The 22,097-nt window shown below is 70.8% G+C and carries 14 protein-coding genes; 5 read left to right on the top strand and 9 right to left on the bottom strand.

Annotated features, from left to right (window positions below):
• Nucleotides 1–36 precede the first annotated feature (36 nt).
• The 9 genes from ACIOC1_RS14280 to ACIOC1_RS14240 form a co-directional block, all read right to left on the bottom strand.
• Nucleotides 37–2,997 (bottom strand): glycoside hydrolase family 3 C-terminal domain-containing protein, encoded by a 2,961-nt coding sequence (locus tag ACIOC1_RS14280; RefSeq protein WP_401854231.1) that lies wholly within the window; start codon nt 2,995–2,997, stop codon nt 37–39.
• Nucleotides 2,998–3,436: 439 nt separating this feature from the next.
• Nucleotides 3,437–6,046: a discoidin domain-containing protein gene (locus ACIOC1_RS14275; protein ID WP_355345842.1), complete on the bottom strand. Its 2,610-nt coding sequence runs from the start codon at nt 6,044–6,046 to the stop codon at nt 3,437–3,439.
• A 493-nt stretch (nt 6,047–6,539) separates the two neighbouring features.
• Complete coding sequence (locus ACIOC1_RS14270) at nt 6,540–8,504, bottom strand: alkaline phosphatase family protein (RefSeq protein WP_401854228.1); 1,965 nt, start codon at nt 8,502–8,504, stop codon at nt 6,540–6,542.
• A gap of 182 nt (nt 8,505–8,686) precedes the next feature.
• Nucleotides 8,687–9,964 (bottom strand): iron uptake transporter deferrochelatase/peroxidase subunit, encoded by a 1,278-nt coding sequence (gene efeB / locus ACIOC1_RS14265; RefSeq protein WP_401854226.1) that lies wholly within the window; start codon nt 9,962–9,964, stop codon nt 8,687–8,689.
• Complete coding sequence (locus ACIOC1_RS14260; protein WP_391162234.1) at nt 9,961–11,151, bottom strand: imelysin family protein; 1,191 nt, start codon at nt 11,149–11,151, stop codon at nt 9,961–9,963. Before ACIOC1_RS14260 ends, efeB begins: the two co-directional genes overlap by 4 nt.
• Before the next feature lie 287 nt (nt 11,152–11,438).
• Nucleotides 11,439–12,692 (bottom strand): glycoside hydrolase family 3 N-terminal domain-containing protein, encoded by a 1,254-nt coding sequence (locus tag ACIOC1_RS14255; RefSeq protein ID WP_401854224.1) that lies wholly within the window; start codon nt 12,690–12,692, stop codon nt 11,439–11,441.
• 241 nt (nt 12,693–12,933) lie between these two features.
• Nucleotides 12,934–14,331, bottom strand: a complete 1,398-nt coding sequence (locus ACIOC1_RS14250) for an RNA polymerase sigma factor (protein ID WP_401722587.1) — start codon at nt 14,329–14,331, stop codon at nt 12,934–12,936.
• 42 nt (nt 14,332–14,373) lie between these two features.
• On the bottom strand, nt 14,374–14,703 hold the full coding sequence (locus ACIOC1_RS14245) for a YciI family protein (RefSeq protein WP_391117591.1): 330 nt from the start codon (nt 14,701–14,703) through the stop codon (nt 14,374–14,376).
• Between the two features lie 151 nt (nt 14,704–14,854).
• Nucleotides 14,855–15,589 carry a YoaK family protein gene (locus ACIOC1_RS14240; protein WP_355345862.1) on the bottom strand — a complete coding sequence of 245 codons (735 nt, stop codon included), beginning with the start codon at nt 15,587–15,589 and terminating at the stop codon, nt 14,855–14,857.
• A 537-nt stretch (nt 15,590–16,126) separates the two neighbouring features.
• On the opposite strand from ACIOC1_RS14240, the gene ACIOC1_RS14235 reads away from it, so the two are divergent.
• The 5 genes from ACIOC1_RS14235 (at nt 16,127) to ACIOC1_RS14215 (ending at nt 22,030) form a co-directional block, all read left to right on the top strand.
• Nucleotides 16,127–17,602, top strand: coding sequence for an MFS transporter (locus ACIOC1_RS14235; protein ID WP_355345865.1), 1,476 nt, complete (start codon nt 16,127–16,129; stop codon nt 17,600–17,602).
• Nucleotides 17,603–17,748: 146 nt separating this feature from the next.
• Nucleotides 17,749–18,756, top strand: a complete 1,008-nt coding sequence (locus ACIOC1_RS14230; protein WP_391052369.1) for a substrate-binding domain-containing protein — start codon at nt 17,749–17,751, stop codon at nt 18,754–18,756.
• Between the two features lie 196 nt (nt 18,757–18,952).
• Nucleotides 18,953–20,209, top strand: coding sequence for an ABC transporter substrate-binding protein (locus ACIOC1_RS14225; RefSeq protein WP_401854221.1), 1,257 nt, complete (start codon nt 18,953–18,955; stop codon nt 20,207–20,209).
• Between the two features lie 13 nt (nt 20,210–20,222).
• Complete coding sequence (locus ACIOC1_RS14220) at nt 20,223–21,194, top strand: ABC transporter permease subunit (RefSeq protein ID WP_391162172.1); 972 nt, start codon at nt 20,223–20,225, stop codon at nt 21,192–21,194.
• 74 nt (nt 21,195–21,268) lie between these two features.
• Nucleotides 21,269–22,030 carry an ABC transporter permease subunit gene (locus tag ACIOC1_RS14215; protein WP_391052400.1) on the top strand — a complete coding sequence of 254 codons (762 nt, stop codon included), beginning with the start codon at nt 21,269–21,271 and terminating at the stop codon, nt 22,028–22,030.
• Nucleotides 22,031–22,097 lie beyond the last annotated feature (67 nt).

Raw genomic sequence — 22,097 nt, 5'->3', positions numbered from 1 at the left:
GGTGCCGTCACGCGTGCCCGAGACCGGCGGCCGAGGTCAGTCGTTGACCAGGTCGAACTCCTCCCAGGGGCCGATCGCCGCACGGTTGGCGATCAGGGCGGCGGCGCCCGCGTTCTCCGCCGTCACGTACTGATGGTTGGAGTGGGCGCGCAGCGTCACCGCGCCGTCCGGGTCGTGGATCAGGTCGAAGGTCTCGGCGGCGCCGATGGTACTGCTGCTCGCGATCAGCGCACCGGCCCCGGAGTTGGGGGTGGTCACGTACTTGTTGTTGGCGTGCGCCCGCAGCGCGACCGTCCCTGAACCGAGGTCGATCGCGTCGAAGGTCTCCCAGGGGCCGATCGCCGTACGGTTGGCGATGAGCGCCGCCGCGCCCGCGTTCTCCGCCGTCACGTACTGGCTGTTGGCGTGCGCCTTGAGGCTGATCGTGGTGCTCTGGCCCGGATTCCCCGTCCCGCCGCCCGGGATGGTGGTCTGGCCGGTGAGGCGGATGTCGCGGGAGGAGGAGCCGACGTAGACGGCGTTGGTGCCGGCCGCGTTGGTCCAGGTGGTGGTCCAGTACTGGAAGCTGCGGGCGTCCAGGGTGACCGTGACGTGCTGGCTCTGGCCGGGGTTGAGGCTGACCCGCTGGAAGCCGCGCAGGTTCTTGGGCGGTTCGCCGGTGGTGGCGGGCTGTCCGACGTAGACCTGGGCGACCTCGGCGCCCGCTCGTGTGCCGGTGTTGGTGACGTCGAAGCCGACCGCGACGTTGCCGTTCGCGTCGGGCGCGCCGACCGTCAGGCCCGAGTAGCCGAAGGTCGTGTAGGACAGGCCGAAGCCGAACGGGTACGCGGGCGTCTTGTTCTGCGAGTCGTACCAGCGGTAGCCGACGTTGATGCCCTCGCTGTACTGCACGGTGTTGTTCTGGCCGGGCCATTGGGCCGGGGTGTGGGCGGGGACGTCCGCGAGGGAGGCGGGGAAGGTCACCGGCAGCTTGCCGGAGAAGTTGACGTCGCCGTACAGCAGCCGGGCGATGGCGTTGCCGTCCTCCTGGCCCGGATACCAGTTCTCGATGATGCCCCGGACGGAGTTGGCCCACGGCATGGCGATCGCCGAGCCGCTGTTGACGACCACGATGGTGTTGGGGTTGGCCGCCGCCACATCGGTGACGAGCTGGTTCTGGTCGCCGGACAGCGAGATGTCGTTGATGTCGGCGCCTTCGCCCTCGCCCTTGTTCACGAAGACGATCGCGGTGTCCGCGTTGCGCGCCGCCGTGACGGCCTCGCCGTGCAGGTCCTGATTGGGGATCTGCCAGCCCAGTTCCAGCTCGCTGCCGCCGCCGTCCTGGAAGTAGTCGATCTCGACGCTGACCGGCTGGCCCGCGGTGAGCGTCACCGTGCCCGTCTTCGTGGTGGTCGGCTGATTCGCCCAGTTGTTGATGATCTGCTGGCCGTTGACGAACAGCCTGCTGCCGTCGTCACTGGTCAGGGCGAAGGTGTACGTGCCGGTGGTCGGCGGGGTCAGCGTGCCGGTCCACTTCGCCGACCAGCCGGTCGCCGGGACACCGGACGCCGGAGAGGCGCCGCCCCACAGGAAGTTCAGCGTCGGGTCGACCCGCGAGAGGACCGGAGTGCCGCCCATCGACGTCCCGTTGTAGAACTGCCCGTACAGGCCGTGGCCGCTGCCCGAAGAGGGCGTCAGATACGGGCTGTCGACGATCTCGCCGCTCGGGGAGGCGTATCCCTGGGCGTAGTTGACGCTCGCGCCGCTGCCCGCGCGGGTGACCAGCGCCGAGTACGGGGTCACGACCGAGGACGAGCCGACGTGCGTGCTGCCGCCGCCCGCCGTCATGGCGTTGGGACCCGCGTCGTCGCCGATCACGGCGATCTTCTTGTTCGCGGAGCCCAGCGGCAGCGCGGCGGAGGCGTTCTTCAGCAGGACGCTGCCCTCCTCGGCGACCTGCCGGGCCGTGGTCCGGTGCGCGTCCGTGCTGACCGGCGTGGTGATGGTGCCGGTCTGCGTGGTGTCGAAGAGCCCGGAGGCGAACATCGCGGTGAGGATGCGGCGGACGTGCCCGTCGAGCGTGGCCTGCGAGACCTGGCCGGAGGCCACCGCGTTGGTGAGCGCCGTGCCGTAGAAGTCGCTGCCGTTCATCTCCATGTCCAGGCCGTTGTTGGCCGAGGCGACCGTGGAGTGGGTGCCGCCCCAGTCGGAGGTGACGAAGCCGGTGAAGCCGAGGTCGCCCTCCAGCACCTGCTGGATCAACTGGGCGTTCTCGCAGGCGAAGGTGCCCGCGACCGAGGCGTAGGAACACATCACCGAGTACGCTTGGCCCTGCTTGACGGCGGCCTCGAAGGCGGGCAGGTAGATCTCCCGCTGGGTACGGTCGGACATGATGACGTTGTCCGAGGCGTTGTTGCGGTTGGTCTCCTGGTTGTAGTCCGCGTAGTGCTTGACCTGGGCCATCGGGCCCTGGCTCTGGATGCCCTGGATGTCGGCTGCGCCCAACTGGCCTGTCAGATACGGGTCTTCGCCCAGTGACTCGAAGGCGCGGCCCCAGCGCGGGTCGCGCACGATGTTGATCGTCGGGCCGAGCACCACATTGGCGCCCTTGCCCCACTCCTCGTTGCCGATCACCTGGCCGTAGCTCTTGGCCAGGTCGCGGTCCCAGGAGGCCGCGGCGGCCACCGGGGCCGGGAGCTGTGTGACGCCGCCCGCGCCGTCCGCGACGCCCGCCGGGCCGTCCTGGAGGCGTAACTGGGGTATGCCGAGACGGGTGTTGGCGTCCACGCAGGCGCCCCATGAGCACTGCGCGCCGCCGTGCATCATCGTGATCTTCTCGGCGTTGGTCATCTGCGCCAGCAGAGCGTCGGCGCGCTGCGCGGGGGTGTCGGCCGCGCTCATCCACGGCCGGGCGTCGACCGCCGACGCGGACTGCGCGGGCAGGGGTCCGGCGGTCAGCGCGGCCAGCGCGGCGACCGCGATGGCGAGCACGCTGGAGAGCAGGGGGCGTCGTCTCATCGCCACTCCGTTCGGGTTCGGCGGGCGGTGTGGGGTGCCGCCCGTGCCAGGGGGGATGGAGCCCAAGAGTGCTCACCGAGGATTGTGCTCAACTTGCGCACAGGTCAAGGGTTATTGCAGATTCGACGCCGCCATATTGCGTGAAGTCGGCCGCTACGACCGCCTGTTGCGTCCGCGACTGACCTGATTAGGTGCGATCCCGAACACCCGGAGTCGGCCCGAGACGGCGCGCGCGAGCGGCCCGAGACGGCACGCGCCGAGCGGCCCGAGCCCGCGCGCGCCGAGGGGCCCGGACCCGTACGGCCCGCTCCCGGACATGCGGAAGGGCCGCCGCCCTGAACAGGGCGGCGGCCCCTCGCACTCGGTGGTGCCCGTAGGCGCGCCTGTGGGGCGACGCGCCTACGGGGTCTCAGGCGCCATGACGGCCTTCGTCATGGGGTTACGGGTACGACGTCACCGTGGACGGTACGGTCGAGGTGCCCGACGTGCCCGGCCCGGTGTTGTTGATGACGTGGGCGTATTGGCCCATGCCGCCGAGCGAGACGACCAACAGGTCGTGGAACTTCACGCCCGCCGTGGTCGGTGCCTCGAAGCCGTGGTCCTGGATGATCGACGGATCGGCCGTGTAGTTGCAGTAGCTGCCGAGGCCCCAGCCCTCGTGGGTGGTGACGTTGTCGTCCACCTTGTAGGCCGCGAACCCGCGGATACTGCCGTTCTGGACCGCCGCCTGGTTCGGGGCGTCGTAGGCCTTCTCGTTCTGGAAGAAGATCGTCCTGCCGTTCTGACCGGACCACTCCACGTCGTACTTCTTGAAGTGCTCCACGAACAGGCCGGTCGCCAGCACGTTGTTGCCGTTGACCTTCAGACCGATGTCGGCCGGGTTGACGTTCCAGCCGGTCGGCGCGCTGCCGTGGTCGGCACGCCAGATCCAGGTGTGGTCGATGATGACGTCATTGCTGTTGATCTCGAACGCGGTCTGGGCCTGAGCGGCGCGCGCGCCGCCGACCCGGGCGAACACGTCCTGGACCGTGGTCGGGTTGGCCGAGTGGTTCGCGGACGAACCGGGCGCGCCGACCTGGAGGAGCTGCGGCGAGTTGCCCGCACCGGCGTCGATCAGGAAGCTCGCCAGCCGGACGCCGTCCACGTCGGCGACCTTCACCGCGTCCACGCCGTTGTCCGGGACGACCGTGGCGTAGCCGAGGCCGAGGACGACGGTGTTGGCGCGCGTGACGTTGATCGGCTGGTCCACGTGGTAGATGCCCGGAGTGAGCAGCAGGTTCAGCCCCTGCGCGAGCGCCGCGTTGATGGTCGCCGCGGAGTCGCCGGGGTGCGCCACGTAGAACTGCGTCAGCGGGATCGACGTACCCGGCGTGTTGGGCCAGGAGGTGCCGCTCGCGTTCTGCCGCAGGCTCGGCACGAACACCGAGTAGTTGTTGCCGTCCAGGTACATGTACGGCTTCTCACGCGACTCCGGCGTCGTGGCCAGCGTCGTGTAGACCGGGTTCGGGAAGCCCTGCGCCGGAGCGCCCTTCACACCCGAGAACACCATGTTCCACACGCCGTTGGTCCAGCCGCCGATGGAGCTGTCGCGGGTGTACCACTGCTGCTGCGAGTACGGGCCCACGGTGCCGTCGATCTTGCTGTCGGCGATGTAGCCGCCACTCGCCCAGCCGTAACCGGCCGGTGCCAGGTTCAGACCGCCCTGGACGTGGATCCGGCGGAACGGCGCGGCCTGCGCGACGGCCCAGCGGTCGTCGCCGCTGACCGGCTTGATGGCCAGGTTCTCCACCGAGCGCCAGAAGTTCTGCGTCGCGTTGCCGTTGAACCAGCCCGCGTCGACGGTGATGTCACCGTTGATCTGGACGTCGTCCGGGTTCTTGCCCAGGCCGGAGACCGAGGTGTAGAAGCCGACCTGGTCGTTGATGCCGTTGTACGTACCCGGCTTGAAGAAGACCTGGTAGCGGGCGTCACCGAACTGGTTGGACTCCTGCTGGGCGAAGATCTGGTCGAGCTGGCCCTGGAGGTTGGGCGTGGACGGGTCGAAGACCTTGACGTTGGGGCCGAGGTCGCCGCCGCCCTGGATCGGGCCGGTGCCGCCACCGCCGCTGCCCGCGGTGCCGAACACCTGGAACTCCCACAGGGAGTAGCCGTATCCGGTGGCGCGGACCGTGCCGTACACCCGGACGTAGCGCCCGGTGCCGGTCACGGTGAGCGTCTGGTTGCCGCCCGTTCCGGTGGTGGTGGAGTAGATGTCGGTCCAGTTCGTGCCGTCGGCCGAGGTCTGGATCTTGAAGGACTTGGCGTACGCCGCCTCCCAGTTGAGCGCGACCGAGCTGATGGTCGCGGACGCGCCCAGGTCGACCTGGAGCCACTGCGGGTCGCTGGCCGCGCTGGACCAGCGGGTGCCGGCGTTGCCGTCGACCGCGGCCGAGGCGGGCGTGCCCGCGTTCTCGGTCGAGGACGCGGTGGCGGTCTTGCCCTGCGAGAGCAGCGTCCCGGTGGCCGGCGGGTTGCCCCCGCCGCCCGTGCTGCCGTAGACCTGGAACTCCCAGAGCGAGTAACCGTAACCGGTCGCGCGCGCCGTACCGTACATACGGACATAACGCCCGGAAGCGTTTACGGCGACTGTCTGGACACCACCGGTCGCGGTGGTGGTGGAGTAGGCGTCGGTCCAGTTCGTGCCGTCGGCCGAGGTCTGGATCTTGAACGCCTTGGCGTACGCCGCCTCCCAGTTGAGGGTGACGGAGCTGATGGTCGCCGTGGCGCCGAGGTCGACCTGGAGCCACTGCGGGTCGGAGGCGGCGCTGGACCAGCGGGTGCCGGTGTTGCCGTCGACCGCGGCCGAGGCGGGCGTGCCCGCGTTCTCGGTCGACGACGCCGTCGCGGTCTTGCCCTGGGAGAGCAGTGTGTCCGCCGCGCGGGCGGAGTGCGAGGGTACGAAGAGGAGCAACGAGGCGATCAGGGCCGTGATGATCGCCGCGGCGGTGTTACGCCGATTCGCCGGTGCTGATGGTCTCAGCGCCGTCGAGCCGGAGGGGGGAGCGAGCATGAGCAACTCTCCTGGTTCCACACGTGGGGGGGCAGGGGTCGGTGATCGTCCGGCCGAACTGCGGTGGCCGGACGACAGGATGCTGCTGAAACGGTGAAGTCCGGGCGGGCGCCCACCTGTTGAGGTGAGAGCGCTCTCCCGGGTGCACACCGCGATGGTTCTCCCTGTGTTTCATCCATGTCAAGAGTTGTGCACAGAGTGCGTCCTCCCGAATGGGGAAGCTCCAGAAATCCGGGCAAAGCCGTCGTAGCTGGTGACACAAGTTGAACGCACTGCGGTGACCAGCGGGTATGTCAGGACGTCTCCGCGCGGCAGGCCGCTTGACGCGCCGTCGCACCTCGCCCGCACCCCGGTCCGACCCGGAAACGCTTCCGTATACCTTCAGAGCATGAAGCCGCAGTGGACTGCGGTGGTATGTGCGGCGGATGGCGAAAAGGGCCGTTCCCGGCGCGCGCGAGGCGCACCGGGAACGGCCCTGGGGCAGAGCGTCGGATCAGACCGCGGTGGTCGAACGGCGACGGCCGCGGCGGGCGTAGTAGAGCGCCCCGCCGCCGACGAGCAGTACGCCCGCGGTGATGCCCAGCGGCAGGACCGGGGAGGTGCCCCCGGTCTCCGCGAGGGTCTGCGTGGAGGCGTCGTTGTGACCGCCGGACGAGCCGCCCGAGTGCGAACCGCCGTTGGAGCCACCGGAGTTCGCGCCGCCCGAGTTCGCGCCGCCCGAGGAGGAGCCGCCGGAGGTGCCGTGGCCGCCCCCGCCGTGGGTGTCGATGTCCTTGACCGACTTCACGGAGCCGTCGGCGTTCAGCAGCACCTGCTTGTTGTTCGGGTGCTCGAAGTCGAACGCGCCGGTCAGCGAGTTGGCGCGGCTGTCGAAGGACGCGTCACCGACCCGGCCGGTCTTCCAGTTGTCCTCGATGAACTTGGTGATCGACGCCTGCTCGGTGCGGGTGTGGTCGACCGAATTCACCTTGCTGTAAGGGGAGATGACCAGCAGCGGCTGCCGGGTGCCGGGGCCGCAGCGATCCGCGTAGCCACCGGCCGACGCGGGACCCGCCTGGCACGCCGGGCTGTCGACGGCCTTGCCGTTGGAGCCGACCGTGCTGTCCTTCGAGCCGTTCTGCGGCTTGGCGTACGCGTGGTCGTACCAGCCGTCGGAGTCGTCGTACGCGACGACGACCGCGGTGTCCTTCCAGGAGGACGACGCCTGGACCGCGTTGATCTCCTTGACGAGGAAGTTCTGCTCGTCGGTCGGGTCGGAGTAGGCGGCGTGGCCGTCCTGGTACTCGGCGGCCTTGAGGAAGCTGACGGCGGGCAGGCTGCCCGCCTTGAGCGCGGAGTCGAAGTCGGTCAGGTCGTAGTTGTGGTTCGCCTGGCCGTTGTGCCCGATCTCGGCGGTGTTCTTCGGCGCGAGGTGGTGCGGGTTCGACGTCGACGCGTAGTACTGGAACGGCGAGTGGTGCGGGCTGTAGTCGACCGAGGACGCGCCGGCGATGTTGGCGTGCGTGGAGTTGGCGCAGCTCGCGTAGTCGCCGCTCTTGCCGTCCCAGGGGGTGGAGGGACGGAAGCCGCCCTGGAACCAGCCCCAGGTGACCTTCTTGGAGTTCAGCAGGTCACCGACGTTCTTGCCGCGCATGACCGCCAGCGCGTTGGTGCCGGTGTGGCTGTTGTCCGAGCAGTCGTCGAACGCCGGGTCGGGGTCGTTGATGACCGTGCCGACGCCCTTGGCGTCGGGGGAGACCACCGTGTACGCGTCCGGCGTCGCCGTCTGCTTCGGGTGCTCGGTGCCCGAGGCCGGGTCGACCGAGATGACACCGTGCGTCTGACCGGAGATCAGATTGAGCGCGCCCGGCGTGGACGGACCGTACGTGGAACTGTACGAGTTGTCGCCCAGCGAGTAGTGCTGCGCGTAGTTCCACAGGCCCGTGACGGTGTTGCCGTCGTAGTAGTCCATCACCAGACCGGGCTCGCCGAACAGGCCGCCAGAACACTTGCTGGTCTCGGTGTTCTGGACGTACGCGTCGGCCTTGCCGCCGTTGGCCGCGTACTGTTCGGGGCCGTAGTTGTGGTTCTGGTCGCAGGTCACGGCCTGGTCGGGGGAGAGCCGCTTGGGCGCGTACTGGTTCGGGTTGGTCTTGAGCAGACCGGCGTGCGCGAGGGTGTCGATGTTCTTCGGCGTGTTCCCGGCCGCCGTGAACTTCGTGCCGTCGGTGTTCGCCGCGTCCGGGTAGCTGCCGAAGTAGTGGTCGAAGGAGACGTTCTCCTGGAAGATCACCACCAGGTGCTTGATCGGCGTCTCGGTGCCGCCACCGCCGTTGTGCGACGGGGAGTCGGCCAGGGCCGGCGCCGCCGTCCCGCCCATCAGCACGAGCGCCGCAGCTCCGGCGAACGCCCCCCACCGGGCGGCCCGTACGCGCGGGCCCGCCCCTCTGCTCCTGCCAGAACCGCTTGTGGTGCTCATACTTTCTCAGCCTCCGCTAAGTGCCGCGTCGCGCGTGCCGCTGTCATTCGTGCACGGTGTCGAACGCGATCGTCATGGCGGTCCGCGACATGACAAAGGCACAGCGGTGGAGGCGGGGTGAACAGCGGGTCAGTAAAATCTTAGGAAGCCTTGACCCCGCTTTTACACTCTGAGCTGCGGTTTCAGGCGAGCAGCCCGCTGCCGAGCCAGTCGGACCGGTCGCGCACTCCCGGCAGGACGAAGAAATAGCCGCCGCCGAACGGGGTGATGTAGTCCACCAGCGGCTCACCCGCGAGGCGCTTTTGCACCGTCGCGAACTGCCGCTCGATGTCCTGCTGATAACAGACGAAGATCAGCCCCATGTCGAGGTTGCCATTGCTGTCCATACCCCGGTCGTAGTTGTAACCACGGCGCAGAATACGGGACTTGTCGGTGCGCGCGGTGCGCGGATTGGCGACCCGGATATGGCTGTCCAACGGGATCACATCGCCGGTCGGATCCTGCGCGAATCGCGGTGTGTCGAATTCCCTGGTCCCGTCCAGCGGTGCGCCGGTGTCCCGGCTGCGGCCGAACATCCGCTCCTGTTCGGTGATCGATACCCGGTCCCAGAACTCCACCAGCATCCGGATCGTCCGCACCACCTGGTACGTGCCTCCGGTCGTCCAGGCGGGCTCGCCGCCGCCCCCGGCGCCCCGCACCCAGAGCAGCTCGTTCGCGGTGGCCGGATCGCTGATGTCCGGATTGGAGGTGCCGTCCTTGAAACCCATGTGGTTGCGCGGTGTGCCGCTGGGCCGCGGCGGGCTGGTGAAACCGTCCAGCCGCCAGCGCACCTGCATCCCGCCGCGGGTGTGCCGGGCGATGTCGCGCAGCGCGTGCAGCGCCGTGTCCGGGTGCGGCGCGGAGAGCTGGAGGCTCAGGTCCCCGTGGCACCAGTCGGGTTGGAGGTCGTCGTCCTCGAACGCGGGCATCGTGCTCAGCCGCAGCGGCTTGCGGTCCTTGAGCCCGAACCGCTCGTCGAAGAGCGACGCGCCCACCCCGACGGTGACGGTCAGACCGTCGCCCGGCACCTTCGGGCCCAGCGTGCCGCTGTCCGACGGCGAGTCCGTGATGCCGAGCGCCGCGGGTGTGCCGCCGCCGGTCAGGAACCTCGCCCGGTCGGTGACGATGTGCAGCAACTCGGTCAGTTCACGCCGGTCGGCGGCGGTGACGTCGAAGGACAGGAAGAGCGAGGACTGCTGCACCGGCCGCGTGACGCCCGCCTGGTGCGGGCCGTGGAAGTCGGCGTTCGCGCGTGCCGCCGGGGCCGGGGCCGGGCCGGCGGCGGAAGCGGTCGCGCCCGTCAGCGCGGCGGCGCCACCGGCCACCGCGCCGACGGCGCCCACACCGAGCGCCGCGCCGCGCAGAAAGCCGCGCCGCCGCAGGTCGCCCGCGCCCGCCACGGGCCCGTGCGTGTCCGTCATGCCGTCCTCCGTACATCGAAGATCGTCGCCACCGGGGCGAGTTGTTCGAGCAGATCGCCGAAGTCGGCGTTGATCCGCTGGCGCTGATCGTGTGTCAGCTTGTCGAGCGGCGTCCACGTCCCACCGTGGTGCGCGGCGTCCAGGTCGCGCTCCGCGCGCTTGAGCGACGCGTCGAGCTCGGCGGTCCGCGGGTCACGCGGGGCGAGCAGGGCGTGCAGCCGGCCGAGCAGTTCCTTCGTGCCGTCGAGATTCGCGCGGGCCGTGGCCAGATTCGTGCCGCTGCCGTAGTCCGTACGGCCGGTCAGCTCGAACTGCTCGGCGTTCTCCACGATCTCGTGCGCGCGCAGTCCCAGGTCGGCCGGGTCCATCCGCTCCTGCGACCAGCCGTCGCGCAGCGTCGCCACGTCCTTGACCAGCGCGGCGGCCGGGCCGCGCAACGAGTCGGCGGAGGCGCCGTGCCACAGCCCGTACTCGATCCGGTGGAAGCCGGTGAAGTCCGCGGAGGCGACCGAGCCAGGCGTGAGCGAGGCCGTGCCGTTGATCGCGCCGTCCGCGTCGCCGAAGGTGCCGTACGCGGCGCCCATCCGCTCGTAGACCAGGTGTGCGCTCAGCCAGTCGCGGCGGGCCGCGGTCAGATCGCCGCCGTCGATGTCCGACCTGAGGGCGCCGACGCCGCGGGCGAGGTCGTCGATCCGGGCGCCGACCCACCGCTGGTACGCCAGCGTCGGCGGGATCAGATCGTGCTGGGTGACCGGCACCGCGGCCGGACCCCGGGGAGCCTTGCCCGGTACGACGACGGTCGGCCCGGTGACCGCGTCGGTGTCCTCCTGGAGGCACTTGAACGCGTACGAGCCGCTGCCCAGGTCCACCGCCATCGGCCGGGTGATGCCCGGCGCCAGGCCCTCCACCTCGCCGTAGACCTTCCCGCTGCGCGGGTCGGTCAGATAGACCTCGGTGGCGCTCGCACCGGTGTTGCGCAGGTCGAAGACCTGCGTGCCCGGCTTCGGCGTGATCCAGCCCCGGCCGCAGCCGCCCGTGGACGCGTCCACCGCCGTGTGCCGCAGACCGTCCGACGCGGTGGCGGGAGCGGCGTGCTTGTCGGTGTGACCGCCACCGCCGCCGACGGTGAGCACCGCCGCGGTGACCGCTCCGGCGACGGCGAGCCCGGCCGCGGCCACCTGCCACATCGGCACGCGGCGGAGTCGGTGCGGTGGCGGCGGAGCTATGCCGTCTGGTTCGGCGGACACACCGGACCTCCAGATGTCGGTGCAGTGGAACGGGGCGCCGTTCATGCTAAGCACCTCACGACCGCGCACCCACCTGCGCCAAGGTCAGGAATCCACAATTCCCCGGCAGTTCACCCTTGGGTCACATAAGGGCACCCTTACCGGGGTTTTCGGCCGGTGAAGTGCCGTGTCGCGCCCGGAGCACCGTCACCCGTCAGCAGCACCGTCACACGTTGCGCCGTAGCGCCTCAGCAGCTCAGCAGGCCCGCGTTGACCTTGGCGGTCAGGATGCGGTTCAGGCTGTCGTCGACCGCGGCGCGCAGCGTCGCGTCCTTCGGGAGCCGGTCGATGACGGCGGCGGTCATCGGCGCGATGTCGCTCGGCCGGACGGTCAGCAGCATGTTGCCGCCCGCGGCGAAGAAGTCCAGCGCGCGCTGCGCGGGGGTACGGTCGCTGACGGCGACGGCCGCGCCGATGTCGTCGGAGATGACCGCGCCCTTGAAGCCGAGCTGGGTGCGCAGCAGGTCGTGCAGGACGATGCGCGAGAAGACCGCCTGGTTCTTGGGGTCGATCTTCGTATAGGTCGCCGACGAGACCATGATGAACGGCGTGCCCGCCTGGATGGCGCTGCGGAACGGCTGGAGGTAGGAGTCGTTACGGGTGGTCACCGTGTCCGTGACGCCCGCCGTCAGGTCGGTGTTGCCGCGGACCCGGCCGAGGCCGGGAAAGTGCTTGGCCGTGGGAACGACCCCGGACTGCCGCATGCCGAGCAGAAACGCGTCGCTGTGCGTGGCGACGGTCGCGGGATCGTTTCCGTACTCCCGGTGCAGCTCGCCGATCGGCGCGTTGACGCCCACCAGATCCGCCGGGACCGTGTCCGCGACCGGGGCCAGGTTCATGTTCACCCCGGCCGCCTTGAGCTGGCCCGCCCACGTCGCCGCCTCCTGCCGGAGCCGCGACGCGGACCACTGACCCTGCGTGACCGCGTTCGGCATGCTGGAGAAGCCGGGGCCGTTGAGCACCTGGACCTCGCCGCCCTCCTGGTCGGTGGAGACCAGCAGCCGCAGATTCGAGCCCTTGACGGAGGTGGCGAGCGTCCGCACCCGGTCGGTGACCCCCTTGACCGCCTGCGTGCCCGCCGAGGTGTGGCCCATCAGGATGACCGCGCCCACCTTGCCCTGCGTGATCGCCGACGCCTCGGAGCCGGTCATCCCGGTGGACGTCACGGCCGACATGAAGAGCTGCCCGACGCGCTGGGCGGTCGACATCGCGCCCGCCGTCCGGTCCACGCAGCTCGCCTGCGCCTTGGTCGTGCTCGCCGCGGGCGGCGGTACGGGAGTGGCGTGCGTCGTGCTGGGCGACGGTGACGCCGACGGACGGGCCGACGTGGCCGTGGTCGTCGGGGCCGCGCTGGGCGACGCCGACGTCGTACCGGGCGCCACGGACGTGGCCGACGTGTCACCGCTCCCGCCCCCGTTGGAACAGGCCGCGACAGTGACCATCAGCCCCACCGCGAGCCCCACCCCACGCCGTCGCGAGCGGGACGTTCGGCTGGCGGCACCAGGAGCAGTCGGCAGACGCACGGGAAGACCTCACACCTTTTCGATCACACGGAAACGGAACGTATGCACTCATCCCCTTCCCCCTGAGGCACCAGTTGTCTCATGTGACGTGGAGAAACCCCCGCGATGGGTGTGACACGCCCGGCAAGGCCCTTACCAGGGGAAGGCGTCGGAGCGGCCGTCAGCCGTCGGCCGGGTCCGGGGCGGTGGGAGGCGTCGAGCCGGACGTTCCGGTGCCGGATTCGACCTCGGCCAGGCGGCGGAGGAGGAAGCGGCGTTCGGGCGGGGTGGGGGAGAGGGCGATGGCCTCGCGGTAGGCGTCGGCGGCCGCGTCGGAGCGGCCGAGACGGCGCAGCAGGTCGGCGCGGGTGGCGGGGAGCAGGTGGTAGCCGTCGAGTCGGCCGCTCGCGGTGAGGGCGTCGACCAGGGCGAGGCCCGCGGCGGGCCCGCGGGCCATGGCGACGGCGACCGCGCGGTTGAGCTCGACCACGGGGCCCGGCGTCATGCGCGCCAGTTCGCCGTAGAGGAGCGCGATCTGCGGCCAGTCGGTGGCGGCGGCCTCGGCGGCGCTCGCGTGGCAGGCGGCGATGGCGGCCTGGACCTGGTACGGCCCCGGGCGGCGGGCGAGCAGGGCGTCCTCCACGACGGCGAGCCCCTCGGCGATCTCGTCCCGGTCCCAGGCCGTACGGTCCTGCTCGTCGAGCGGCACCAGGTCACCGGCCGCGTCGGTACGGGCGGCGGCGCGCGCGTCGTGCAGCAGCATCAGCGCGAGCAGTCCGCGCGCCTCCGGCTCGTACGGCAGCAGCGCGGCCAGCAGCCGGGCCAGCCGGATCGCCTCGGCCGTGACGCGCCGCTGGTCGGCGCTGTCCGCCGTGTCGGCCCTGGGCGCGTAACCGGCGTTGAACAGCAGGTACAGCACGGCGAGTACGGCGGAGGTCCGCTCCGGGAGCAGGTCGCGCGGCGGCACGCGGAAGGGGATGCCCGCGTGCCGGATCTTGCTCTTGGCGCGGGTGAGCCGCTGCCCCATCGTGCCCTCGGGCACCAGGAAGGCCCGCGCGATCTCCGCCGTGCTCAGCCCGGTCAGGGTGCGCAGGGTCAGCGCGACGCGGGACGGCAGCGGCAGCGCGGGGTGGCAGCAGGTGAAGATCAGCCGCAGCCGGTCGTCCGGTACGGGATCGTCGTCGTTCCCGGGCGGCGGGAGGGCGTCGTCCACCGGGGTCAGCACGGCCGCCTCCCGCAGCTTGCGTTTCTCGTTCGCCGCCCTGCGCAGCCGGTCCAGGGCGCGGTTGCGGGCGGTGGTGGTCAGCCAGGCGCCGGGCCTGCGCGGCACACCGTCGACCGGCCAGCGCTCCAGCGCCCGCGCGAAGGCGTCCTGCGCGCACTCCTCCGCGAGGTCCCAGTCGCCGGTCATGCCGATCACCGCGGCCACGACCCGGCCCCACTCCTCTGACCAGGCCGCGGCGACGGCGTCCTTGACGGGGTCGGGGCGGCGCGGCCCCGACGGGGGACGCGCCTGTCCGCGCCCGGAGTCCCCGTGCGCCCCGGTCACCGCCCAGGACTCCGCGTCCCGACCCGTCATCGCCTCACTCCGCCCCGCCACCTCGTCAGCCCGCGGCTCGCGTCACTCCGTCCAGAACGGCCGCACCTCGACCATCCCGTACCGCGCCACCGGATGCTTCGCGGCGATCGCGATCGCCTCGTCCAGATCGGCGCAGTCGATGATGTCGAAGCCGCAGATCTGCTCCTTCGTCTCGGCGAAGGGCCCGTCCGTGATCAGCGGCGCGCCGTCCTTGAACCGTACGGTGGTCGCGTCCTGCGCCGGACGGATGCGGCTGCCCAGCAGCCGGGTGCCGTTGCGGGTCGTCTCCGCGACCCACGGCATCGCGTCCATCTCCTCCTCGGGCGCGTCGGCCAGCGATCCGTCGTCGCAGATGAGCAGCAGATACTTCATGGTCCTTCTCCTTCTCCGGTCACTCCGGAGGTCGCGATGCCTCCGGCGGCCACGGGCCTCTTCTTCCTCCCGTGCGTCCACCCCTACGACGATCGGGAACCGCCGGAAACTACACCGGGCGGAAAGAACTTCGGCACGAGCCGCGTCCGCGTCACGCCGCCGCCGTCCAGCCGAGCGCCGAGCGCCGGTGCGGGAACAACGCCACCGCCACCGCGACCAGCGCCGCACCGGCGATGAGCAGCGGCAGCGCCCGGTGCCCGTGCCCGATCAGCGCGGCACCGGCCAGGGCCCCGAGGAACATCGCCGCCGCCGAGAGCAGCCTGCGCCCCGCCTTGCTCGTCTCGCCGCCCGCCAGGCGGCTGTCCGAGGCCACGCCGGTGATGGTCAGGGTCAGCACCGTGGTCGTCAGGTCGGGCACGGCCAGCCGCCGTACCACCGCGTTCTGCCCGCCCATCGCGAAGCCCAGCAGCACGACCAGGCACCAGCGGCTCCACCCGGCGGCCGGCAGGTCGACCAGTTCGCCGACCACGTAACAGACCAGGACGAGCAGTGCCTGTCCGGCCGTCACCGCGAGCAGCAGCCGCGCCCGGTGCCGCACGACACGGTTGGCCAGCCGCCCCGCGGCCAGCGCGCCCACGGCGAAGGAGAGCAGCGACAGGACGGAGGCGGTCAGCGAGAAGCCGCTGGAACCGGCGAGCGAGAAGGCCATGAAGACGACGTTGCCCGTCATGTTCGCGACGAAGACCCGGCCCAGTGCCAGATAGCTGAAGGCGTCGACCAGTCCGGTCACGACGGTGAGCCCGAGCAGCAGCGGCGGCAGCGGCCCGTGCCGCCCGCCGAAGTCGGGTACGAGCGTGTCGCGGGCCTCGCGGAGCGTGGAGTTCACGGCGGCCGTCCTCCGATCATGCGTTCCCTGGGCGACCCATGGTCCCGCCCCGCAGCCCGTCAGACCCCCCGCCGCGCGGGACCTTCCGCCGTAAGCGGGCCGTTGCCCGTACGAACGCCGTGGCGCGCCGGTACGAAGATCGGTCCGCGCCCGTATGAAAGTCGGTCCGCGCCGGTCCGAAAGCCAGGCCGCGCCGGTCCGAAAGCCAGGCGTCGCCGGTCTGAAGATCGGTCCGCGCCCGTACCGAAAAGCGGACCGCCCACAGCCGTGCCGGCGCCCGCTCCCGCGCCCGAACGGGCACGTCAGCCGTGCCGCGCGTGGCATACGGGGGACGCGCGGGCTGTCGGCGCCGTACGGGCCCGCGCCGGTGTGAGACTGGCCCGCGACGTGGCGATCCTGGAGCGCGCGAGCAGCGGCGCGGCATGACGGCACGTCAAGGGGGCAGCCGCGCAAGGGTCGGGCCGTCGGCCCGGCTCGGACCGGGCTGTCGGACCGGCTCACGTTGAGCCGTCGGTACGGCTCATGAAGGAGGGACCCATGGCGTCAGCGCCGGAAGCCGCGTCCGGCGGCACGATCACCACCGACGTCCCCGCGCGCCTCGACCGGCTGCCGTGGTCGCGCTGGCACTGGATGATCGTGATCGGCCTGGGCACCGTGTGGATCCTCGACGGCCTCGAGGTGACCACCGTCGGCAACATCGCCGGGCGGATCTCCGAACAGGGCAGCGGGCTGTCGATCACGTCCGCCCAGATCACGGGCATCGCCGCCGCGCTCTACGTGGCGGGCTCCTGCGCGGGCGCGCTGTTCTTCGGCTGGCTGACCGACCGCTTCGGCCGCAAGAAGCTCTTCATGGTCACCCTCGCGGTCTACCTCACCGCGACCGCGATGACCGCGCTGTCCTTCCAGCCCTGGTGGTTCTTCACCTTCCGCTTCCTGACCGGCTTCGGCATCGGCGGCGAGTACGCGGCGATCAACTCGGCCATCGACGAACTGATCCCGTCCCGATTCCGCGGCCGGGTCGACCTGATCATCAACGGCAGTTACTGGCTCGGCGCCATCGGCGGCTCGCTGCTGTCGATCGTCGCGCTGAACACCGACATCTTCCCCAAGGACGTCGGCTGGCGGCTCACCTTCGCCCTCGGCGTCGTCCTCGGTCTGGTGATCCTGGTGGTACGGCGGCACGTGCCGGAGAGCCCGCGCTGGCAGTTCATCCACGGCTACGGCGACGAGGCGGACCAACTGGTCGGCACGGTGGAGCGGGAGATCGAGGAGGAGAAGGGCGAGCGGCTGCCGCGCGCCAAGAACTCGATCACCATCCACCAGCGCAAGAGCATCGGATTCGGGCTGATCGCCAAGACCGTCTTCCACAAGTACCCCAAGCGCGCGGTGCTCGGCCTGTCGCTCTTCATCGGCCAGGCGTTCCTCTACAACGCCATCACCTTCGGGTTCGGCTCCATCCTCACCACCTTCTTCGGCGTCTCGACCGGCAAGACCGGCTACTACTTCGCGGTCATCGCGGCGGGCAACTTCCTCGGCCCGCTGCTGCTCGGCAAGCTCTTCGACACCGTCGGCCGCCGGATCATGATCTCCTCGACGTATCTGATCTCCGGCATCCTGCTGTTCGGCACGGCGTGGCTCTTCCACCGGGGCTCGCTGGACGCCACGACGATGACCGCGTGCTGGTGCGTCGTGCTGTTCTTCGCGTCCGCCGGTGCCAGCAGCGCTTATCTGACCGTCTCGGAGATCTTCCCGATGGAGACCCGCGCGATGGCCATCGCCTTCTTCTACGCGATCGGTACGGCCGCCGGCGGCATCAGCGGTCCGCTGGTCTTCGCCGACCTCACCAAGTCCGGTGTCGTGGACGACACCGTGCTGGCCTTCGTGATCGGCGCGTCCCTGATGTGCGCGGCGGGCCTGGTCGCGGCGGTGCTCGCGGTCAAGGCCGAGGGCCGCTCGCTCGAGGACATCGCCACCCCGCTGTCGTCCGCCGAACCGGCGTCCGCCTCCGCCTAGCGGCGGGCCTCGCGGGGCGAATCGAGTGGACGCGGCCGGATTCCGGTCGCGTCCACTGTCTTGTCCGGGGCCCGGAGCCGGTGCTACGTTCACCGCCAATCGAACGAATCGAATCAGTTCGACAGTCGAGGGACTCGGAGTCGGTCATGACGGTGACGATCGCGGATGTGGCGCGGCACGCGGGCGTTTCGCGCAGCACGGTGTCGTACGTCCTGAGCGGCAACCGGACCATCTCGCCCGAGACCATCAGGCGCGTCGAACTGAGCATCGAGACGCTGGGGTTCAGGCCGCACGCCGGGGCGCGGTCCATCCGCACCCGCCGCACCGGTGTGATCGCGATGGCCCTGCCGATGGTCTACGGCCCGCACAACCAGGTGCAGATGCCGTACGTCTGGGCCGCCCTCACCGCGGCCCAGGACAGCGGGCTCAAGGTGCTGATGCTGACCGACGACGACGGTGAGGCGGCCATCAGGGACGCGGTCGCCAGCGCGCTCGTCGACGGCGTGATGCTGATGGAGGTGCAGCGGCAGGACCCCAGGATCCCGCTGCTCACCGAGCTGAAGTGCCCCGCGGTGCTGGTCGGCACGCCGGACGACCCGCACGGACTGCCGCGCGTCGACTTCGACTTCGCGCTGGCCGCGCGGGCCTGCGCGGAGCATCTGCACGAGTCGGGCCACACCCGGGTCGGCTACCTCGGGCAGGCGCCCGAGGCGTTCGGCCGTGACGTGGCCTACGCGGTGCACGCCCGCGAGTCGGTGCTGGCCGCGCTGGAGAGCGGGGGCAGGACCGCGGTCTGGGCCGCGTGCGAGCCCGCTCCCGGCGGGGTGGTCCGCGCGCTGGACGACCTGCTGACCCGCGAGCCCGAACTGACCGCGCTGATCGTCTACAACGAGCGCGTGCTGCCGCTGGTGATGGACCGGCTCGCCGGTATGGGGTGCGCGGTCCCGCGCGACATCTCCGTCATCGCGATCTGTCCCGACGACGAGGCCGAGCGGTGCACCCCGCCGCTGACCTCGGTGTCGCTGCCCGCCGAGGAACTGGCCAGGGCGGCCGTACGCAGCCTGGCCCGGCGGATCAAGGGCGAGGAGCTGCCCGCGAGCACGCTGCTCGCCCCGACGCTGAAGGTGCGCGGCAGTACGGGTCCAGCCCGCTGAGGCGCGTCCACCGGCGCTTACCGCCTCCGCTCTGACCGGGGCGTCACCCCTCTGACTCGGTGTCACCGCACCGACCCGGTGTCACACCGCACCACCCTCTGCGTTTCCTTGCCCACACTCCCTCACGCACGGCGCGGACCGGTGGGCGGTCCCGTGCCCGCGGCGCCACTGTCGAATCAATTCGAAAGGCACGTCGATGAGCCGCTCCCTCCCCTTCCCCCGCCTCTCCCGCACCGCCGCCCGACCCGGCACGCTGGCGGCGCTGGCCGCCGCCGGGGTGCTCGTGCTGGCCGCCTGCGGCACCGGCTCCGGCAGTTCGGGCTCCGGCTCCGACACGCTGACGGAGATCGACTACTACGACGCGGCACCGCAGAACACCCAACTGCCGCGGATACTCGACGAGTGCGCCGCCAAGTCCGGCGTGCACATCAAGCACCAGCAGGTGCCGCGCGCCCAGTTCATGCCGAAACTGCTCCAGCAGGCATCGGCCCGCACCCTCCCCGACCTGGCGCTGATCGACAACCCCGACCTCCAGCAACTGGCCGCCACCGGGGGCCTGGTGTCGCTGTCGAAGGCCGGACTGACCACCGAGGGCCTGTACCCGTCGATCGTCGCCGCGGGGCAGTACGACGGCCAGACGTACGGGATCGCGCCGGGCGTCAACGGCCTGGCGCTCTACTACAACAAGGACCTGTTCACCCGGGCGGGGCTCACGCCGCCGAAGACCTGGGACGAACTGACCGCCGCGGCGAAGAAGTTGACCAAGGGCTCCCGCTACGGCGTCGCGTTCAGCGCGGTCGGCACCGAGGAGGGCAGCTTCCAGTTCGAGCCCTTCTTCTGGACCGCGGGCGCCAGCCTGAAGGCACTGGACTCGCCGCATGCCGTCAAGGCGCTCACGCTGTGGAAGGACCTGGTCGGTACGGGCTCGGCCTCCAAATCGGTGGTCACCTGGACGCAGGCGGACGTCAACGACCAGTTCCTCGCCGGGAACGCGGCGATGATGGTGAACGGCCCCTGGCAGCTCCCCACGCTCAACGCGGCCAAGGACCTGCGCTTCGGCGTGGTGCCCATACCGGTGCCCGATCCCTCCGCGAAGCCGGTCGTGCCGCTGGGCGGCGAGGTCTGGACGGTCGGGCACAGCAACGCGGCGCGCGAGGCCAAGGCCGTCTCCGTGGTGAAGTGCCTGCTCGGCCAGGAGGAGAGCCTGAAGTGGTCCAAGGACGCGGGCTACATCCCCAGCAACCAGCAGGCCGCCGCGCGACTGGCGACCAGTCAGCCGCAGTTGGCGGCCTTCGTGGCGGAGGTCGGCACCGCGCGGGCCAGGACCACGGAACTGGGCACCGACTACCCCAAGGTCAGCCAGGCGCTCGCCGACGCGATCCAGGCCGCGCTCGCGGGCGGCACCAGCCCGCAGTCCGCGCTCGCCCAGGCGCAGCGCTCCGCGCGGAACTAGGCGGGGCCGACCGATGTCCACCACTGTCCGCAGCGCCCCGGTGGCACGGGCGAAGCCCGTCGCCGCCCGGCAGGACGGCCACGGCCGCCGCCCCCGGCGCCGCACCGGCCGCTGGGCGGCCTTCGCCTTCATCGCCCCCGCCTGGCTCTACGTCCTCGGCTTCTATCTGTACCCGCTGGCCGGCAACGTCCGGATGGGCTTCCAGAACTACACCGTCTCCTCCTTCTACACCGGCGTCGCGCCGTACGTCGGCTGGGACAACTACACGGCCGTCCTCCACGACAGCCACTTCTCCCGCACCGTCGTCAACACCGTGCTGTTCACGGCCGGTTCGCTGGCCTTCCAGTTCGCCATCGGCCTGGCCCTCGCGGTCTTCTTCAACCGGTCCTTCCCGCTGGGCGGCCCGCTGCGCTCACTGCTGCTGATCCCCTGGCTGCTCCCGCTGGTGGTCTCGGGCACCGCCTGGCGCTGGATCCTCGACACCGACTCGGGCGTGCTCAACCACGCGCTGCTGAGCCTGGGTCTGACGGGCCATCCGATCCCGTGGCTCGCCAGCACCCACGACTCGCTGATCGCCGTGACGCTGGTCAACATCTGGGTCGGCATCCCCTTCAACATGGTGATCCTCTACGGCGGACTCCAGAGCATTCCGGGGGAGCTGTACGAGGCCGCGTCGCTGGACGGCGCGAACGCCTGGCGCCGCTTCCGGCACATCACGCTCCCGCTGCTGCGGCCGGTCACCGCCGTGGTGCTGACGCTGGGGCTGATCTACACCATCAAGGTCTTCGACGTGATCATGATCCTCACCCAGGGCGGCCCCGCCGGGTCCTCGCAGACGCTGACCACCTACGCGTACAACCTCTCCTTCCAGCAACTGCTGTTCGGGCGGGGCGCGGCGGTGGGCAACCTGCTCATCGTGGTCGCGGTGGTCTTCGCCGCGGTCTATCTGCGCAGCACCCGTGAGCAGCGGCAGGCGGGACGGTGAGCGCCCCCGCCACCGGCGCGCGCCGGTTCACCCGCCCGCTGAACACCGTGATCGCGCTGCTGATCCTCGCGGTGATGCTCTTCCCGCTGTACTGGATGCTCAACGCGTCGCTGCTGCCCTCGACCGATCTGGTGAAGAGCTCCCCGACCTGGTTCCCGCTGCACGGCACGCTCCAGGGCTACCGCAGGGCGCTGTCCAGCCAGGGCGGCCACCTCCTGGTCAGCCTCGGGGTGTCGGCCGGGACCGTCCTGGTGGTGCTGCTGATCGCGGTGCCCGCCGCGTACGGTCTGGCCCAACTGCGGGCGCCCGGCGGCCGGATGCTCACCTTCGCCTTCCTGGTGGCGCAGATGATCCCCGGCGTGGTGATGGCCAACTCGCTCTACACGATGGCCAACAAGCTCCAGTTGCTGAATTCGCCGCTGGCGCTGATCCTGGCCGACTCCACATTGTGCGTGCCCTTCGCGGCACTCATCCTGAGCACCGCCATGCGCGGTGTGCCCGCGGAACTGAGCGAGGCGGCGGAACTCGACGGCGCGTCACGGCTGCGCACCCTGCTGTCGGTGATCCTGCCGGTCAGCAGGAACGCCGTGGTCACCGCGAGCCTGTTCTCCTTCCTCTTCGCGTGGGCCGACTTCCTGTTCGCCGTCACCCTCACCACCCAGGACGACCGGGCGCCCGTCACCGTCGGCATCTACCGCTTCATCGGCGCCCATCTCAGCGACTGGAACAGCGTGATGGCCACCGGGATCATCGCCTCGCTCCCGGCCGCGGTGCTGCTCGTCATCGCCCAGCGCTACGTGGCGGCGGGCGTGACCAGCGGCGCCGTCAAGGACTGACCCCCAACAGCCTTGCCCCGCCCGGCCCCGCGACCACGACCGGCCGCGACCCCGGCCGCCCGCGACC

It is taken from the genome of Streptomyces sp. NPDC088197 (assembly GCF_044741185.1).
Taxonomy (GTDB): domain Bacteria; phylum Actinomycetota; class Actinomycetes; order Streptomycetales; family Streptomycetaceae; genus Actinacidiphila.
This window is presented reverse-complemented; position numbering and strand designations above follow the sequence as displayed.

Excerpts from the sequence above, each read along its gene's own strand:
- ACIOC1_RS14280 (WP_401854231.1), bottom strand. The coding sequence starts at position 2,997 with ATGAGACGACGCCCCCTGCTCTCCAGCGTGCTCGCCATCGCGGTCGCC.
- ACIOC1_RS14275 (WP_355345842.1), bottom strand. The coding sequence starts at position 6,046 with ATGCTCGCTCCCCCCTCCGGCTCGACGGCGCTGAGACCATCAGCACCG.
- ACIOC1_RS14270 (WP_401854228.1), bottom strand. The coding sequence starts at position 8,504 with ATGAGCACCACAAGCGGTTCTGGCAGGAGCAGAGGGGCGGGCCCGCGC.
- efeB (WP_401854226.1), bottom strand. The coding sequence starts at position 9,964 with ATGACGGACACGCACGGGCCCGTGGCGGGCGCGGGCGACCTGCGGCGG.
- ACIOC1_RS14260 (WP_391162234.1), bottom strand. The coding sequence starts at position 11,151 with ATGTGGCAGGTGGCCGCGGCCGGGCTCGCCGTCGCCGGAGCGGTCACC.
- ACIOC1_RS14255 (WP_401854224.1), bottom strand. The coding sequence starts at position 12,692 with ATGGTCACTGTCGCGGCCTGTTCCAACGGGGGCGGGAGCGGTGACACG.
- ACIOC1_RS14250 (WP_401722587.1), bottom strand. The coding sequence starts at position 14,331 with ATGACGGGTCGGGACGCGGAGTCCTGGGCGGTGACCGGGGCGCACGGG.
- ACIOC1_RS14245 (WP_391117591.1), bottom strand. The coding sequence starts at position 14,703 with ATGAAGTATCTGCTGCTCATCTGCGACGACGGATCGCTGGCCGACGCG.
- ACIOC1_RS14235 (WP_355345865.1), top strand. The coding sequence starts at position 16,127 with ATGGCGTCAGCGCCGGAAGCCGCGTCCGGCGGCACGATCACCACCGAC.
- ACIOC1_RS14230 (WP_391052369.1), top strand. The coding sequence starts at position 17,749 with ATGACGGTGACGATCGCGGATGTGGCGCGGCACGCGGGCGTTTCGCGC.
- ACIOC1_RS14225 (WP_401854221.1), top strand. The coding sequence starts at position 18,953 with ATGAGCCGCTCCCTCCCCTTCCCCCGCCTCTCCCGCACCGCCGCCCGA.
- ACIOC1_RS14220 (WP_391162172.1), top strand. The coding sequence starts at position 20,223 with ATGTCCACCACTGTCCGCAGCGCCCCGGTGGCACGGGCGAAGCCCGTC.
- ACIOC1_RS14215 (WP_391052400.1), top strand. The coding sequence starts at position 21,269 with ATGCTCTTCCCGCTGTACTGGATGCTCAACGCGTCGCTGCTGCCCTCG.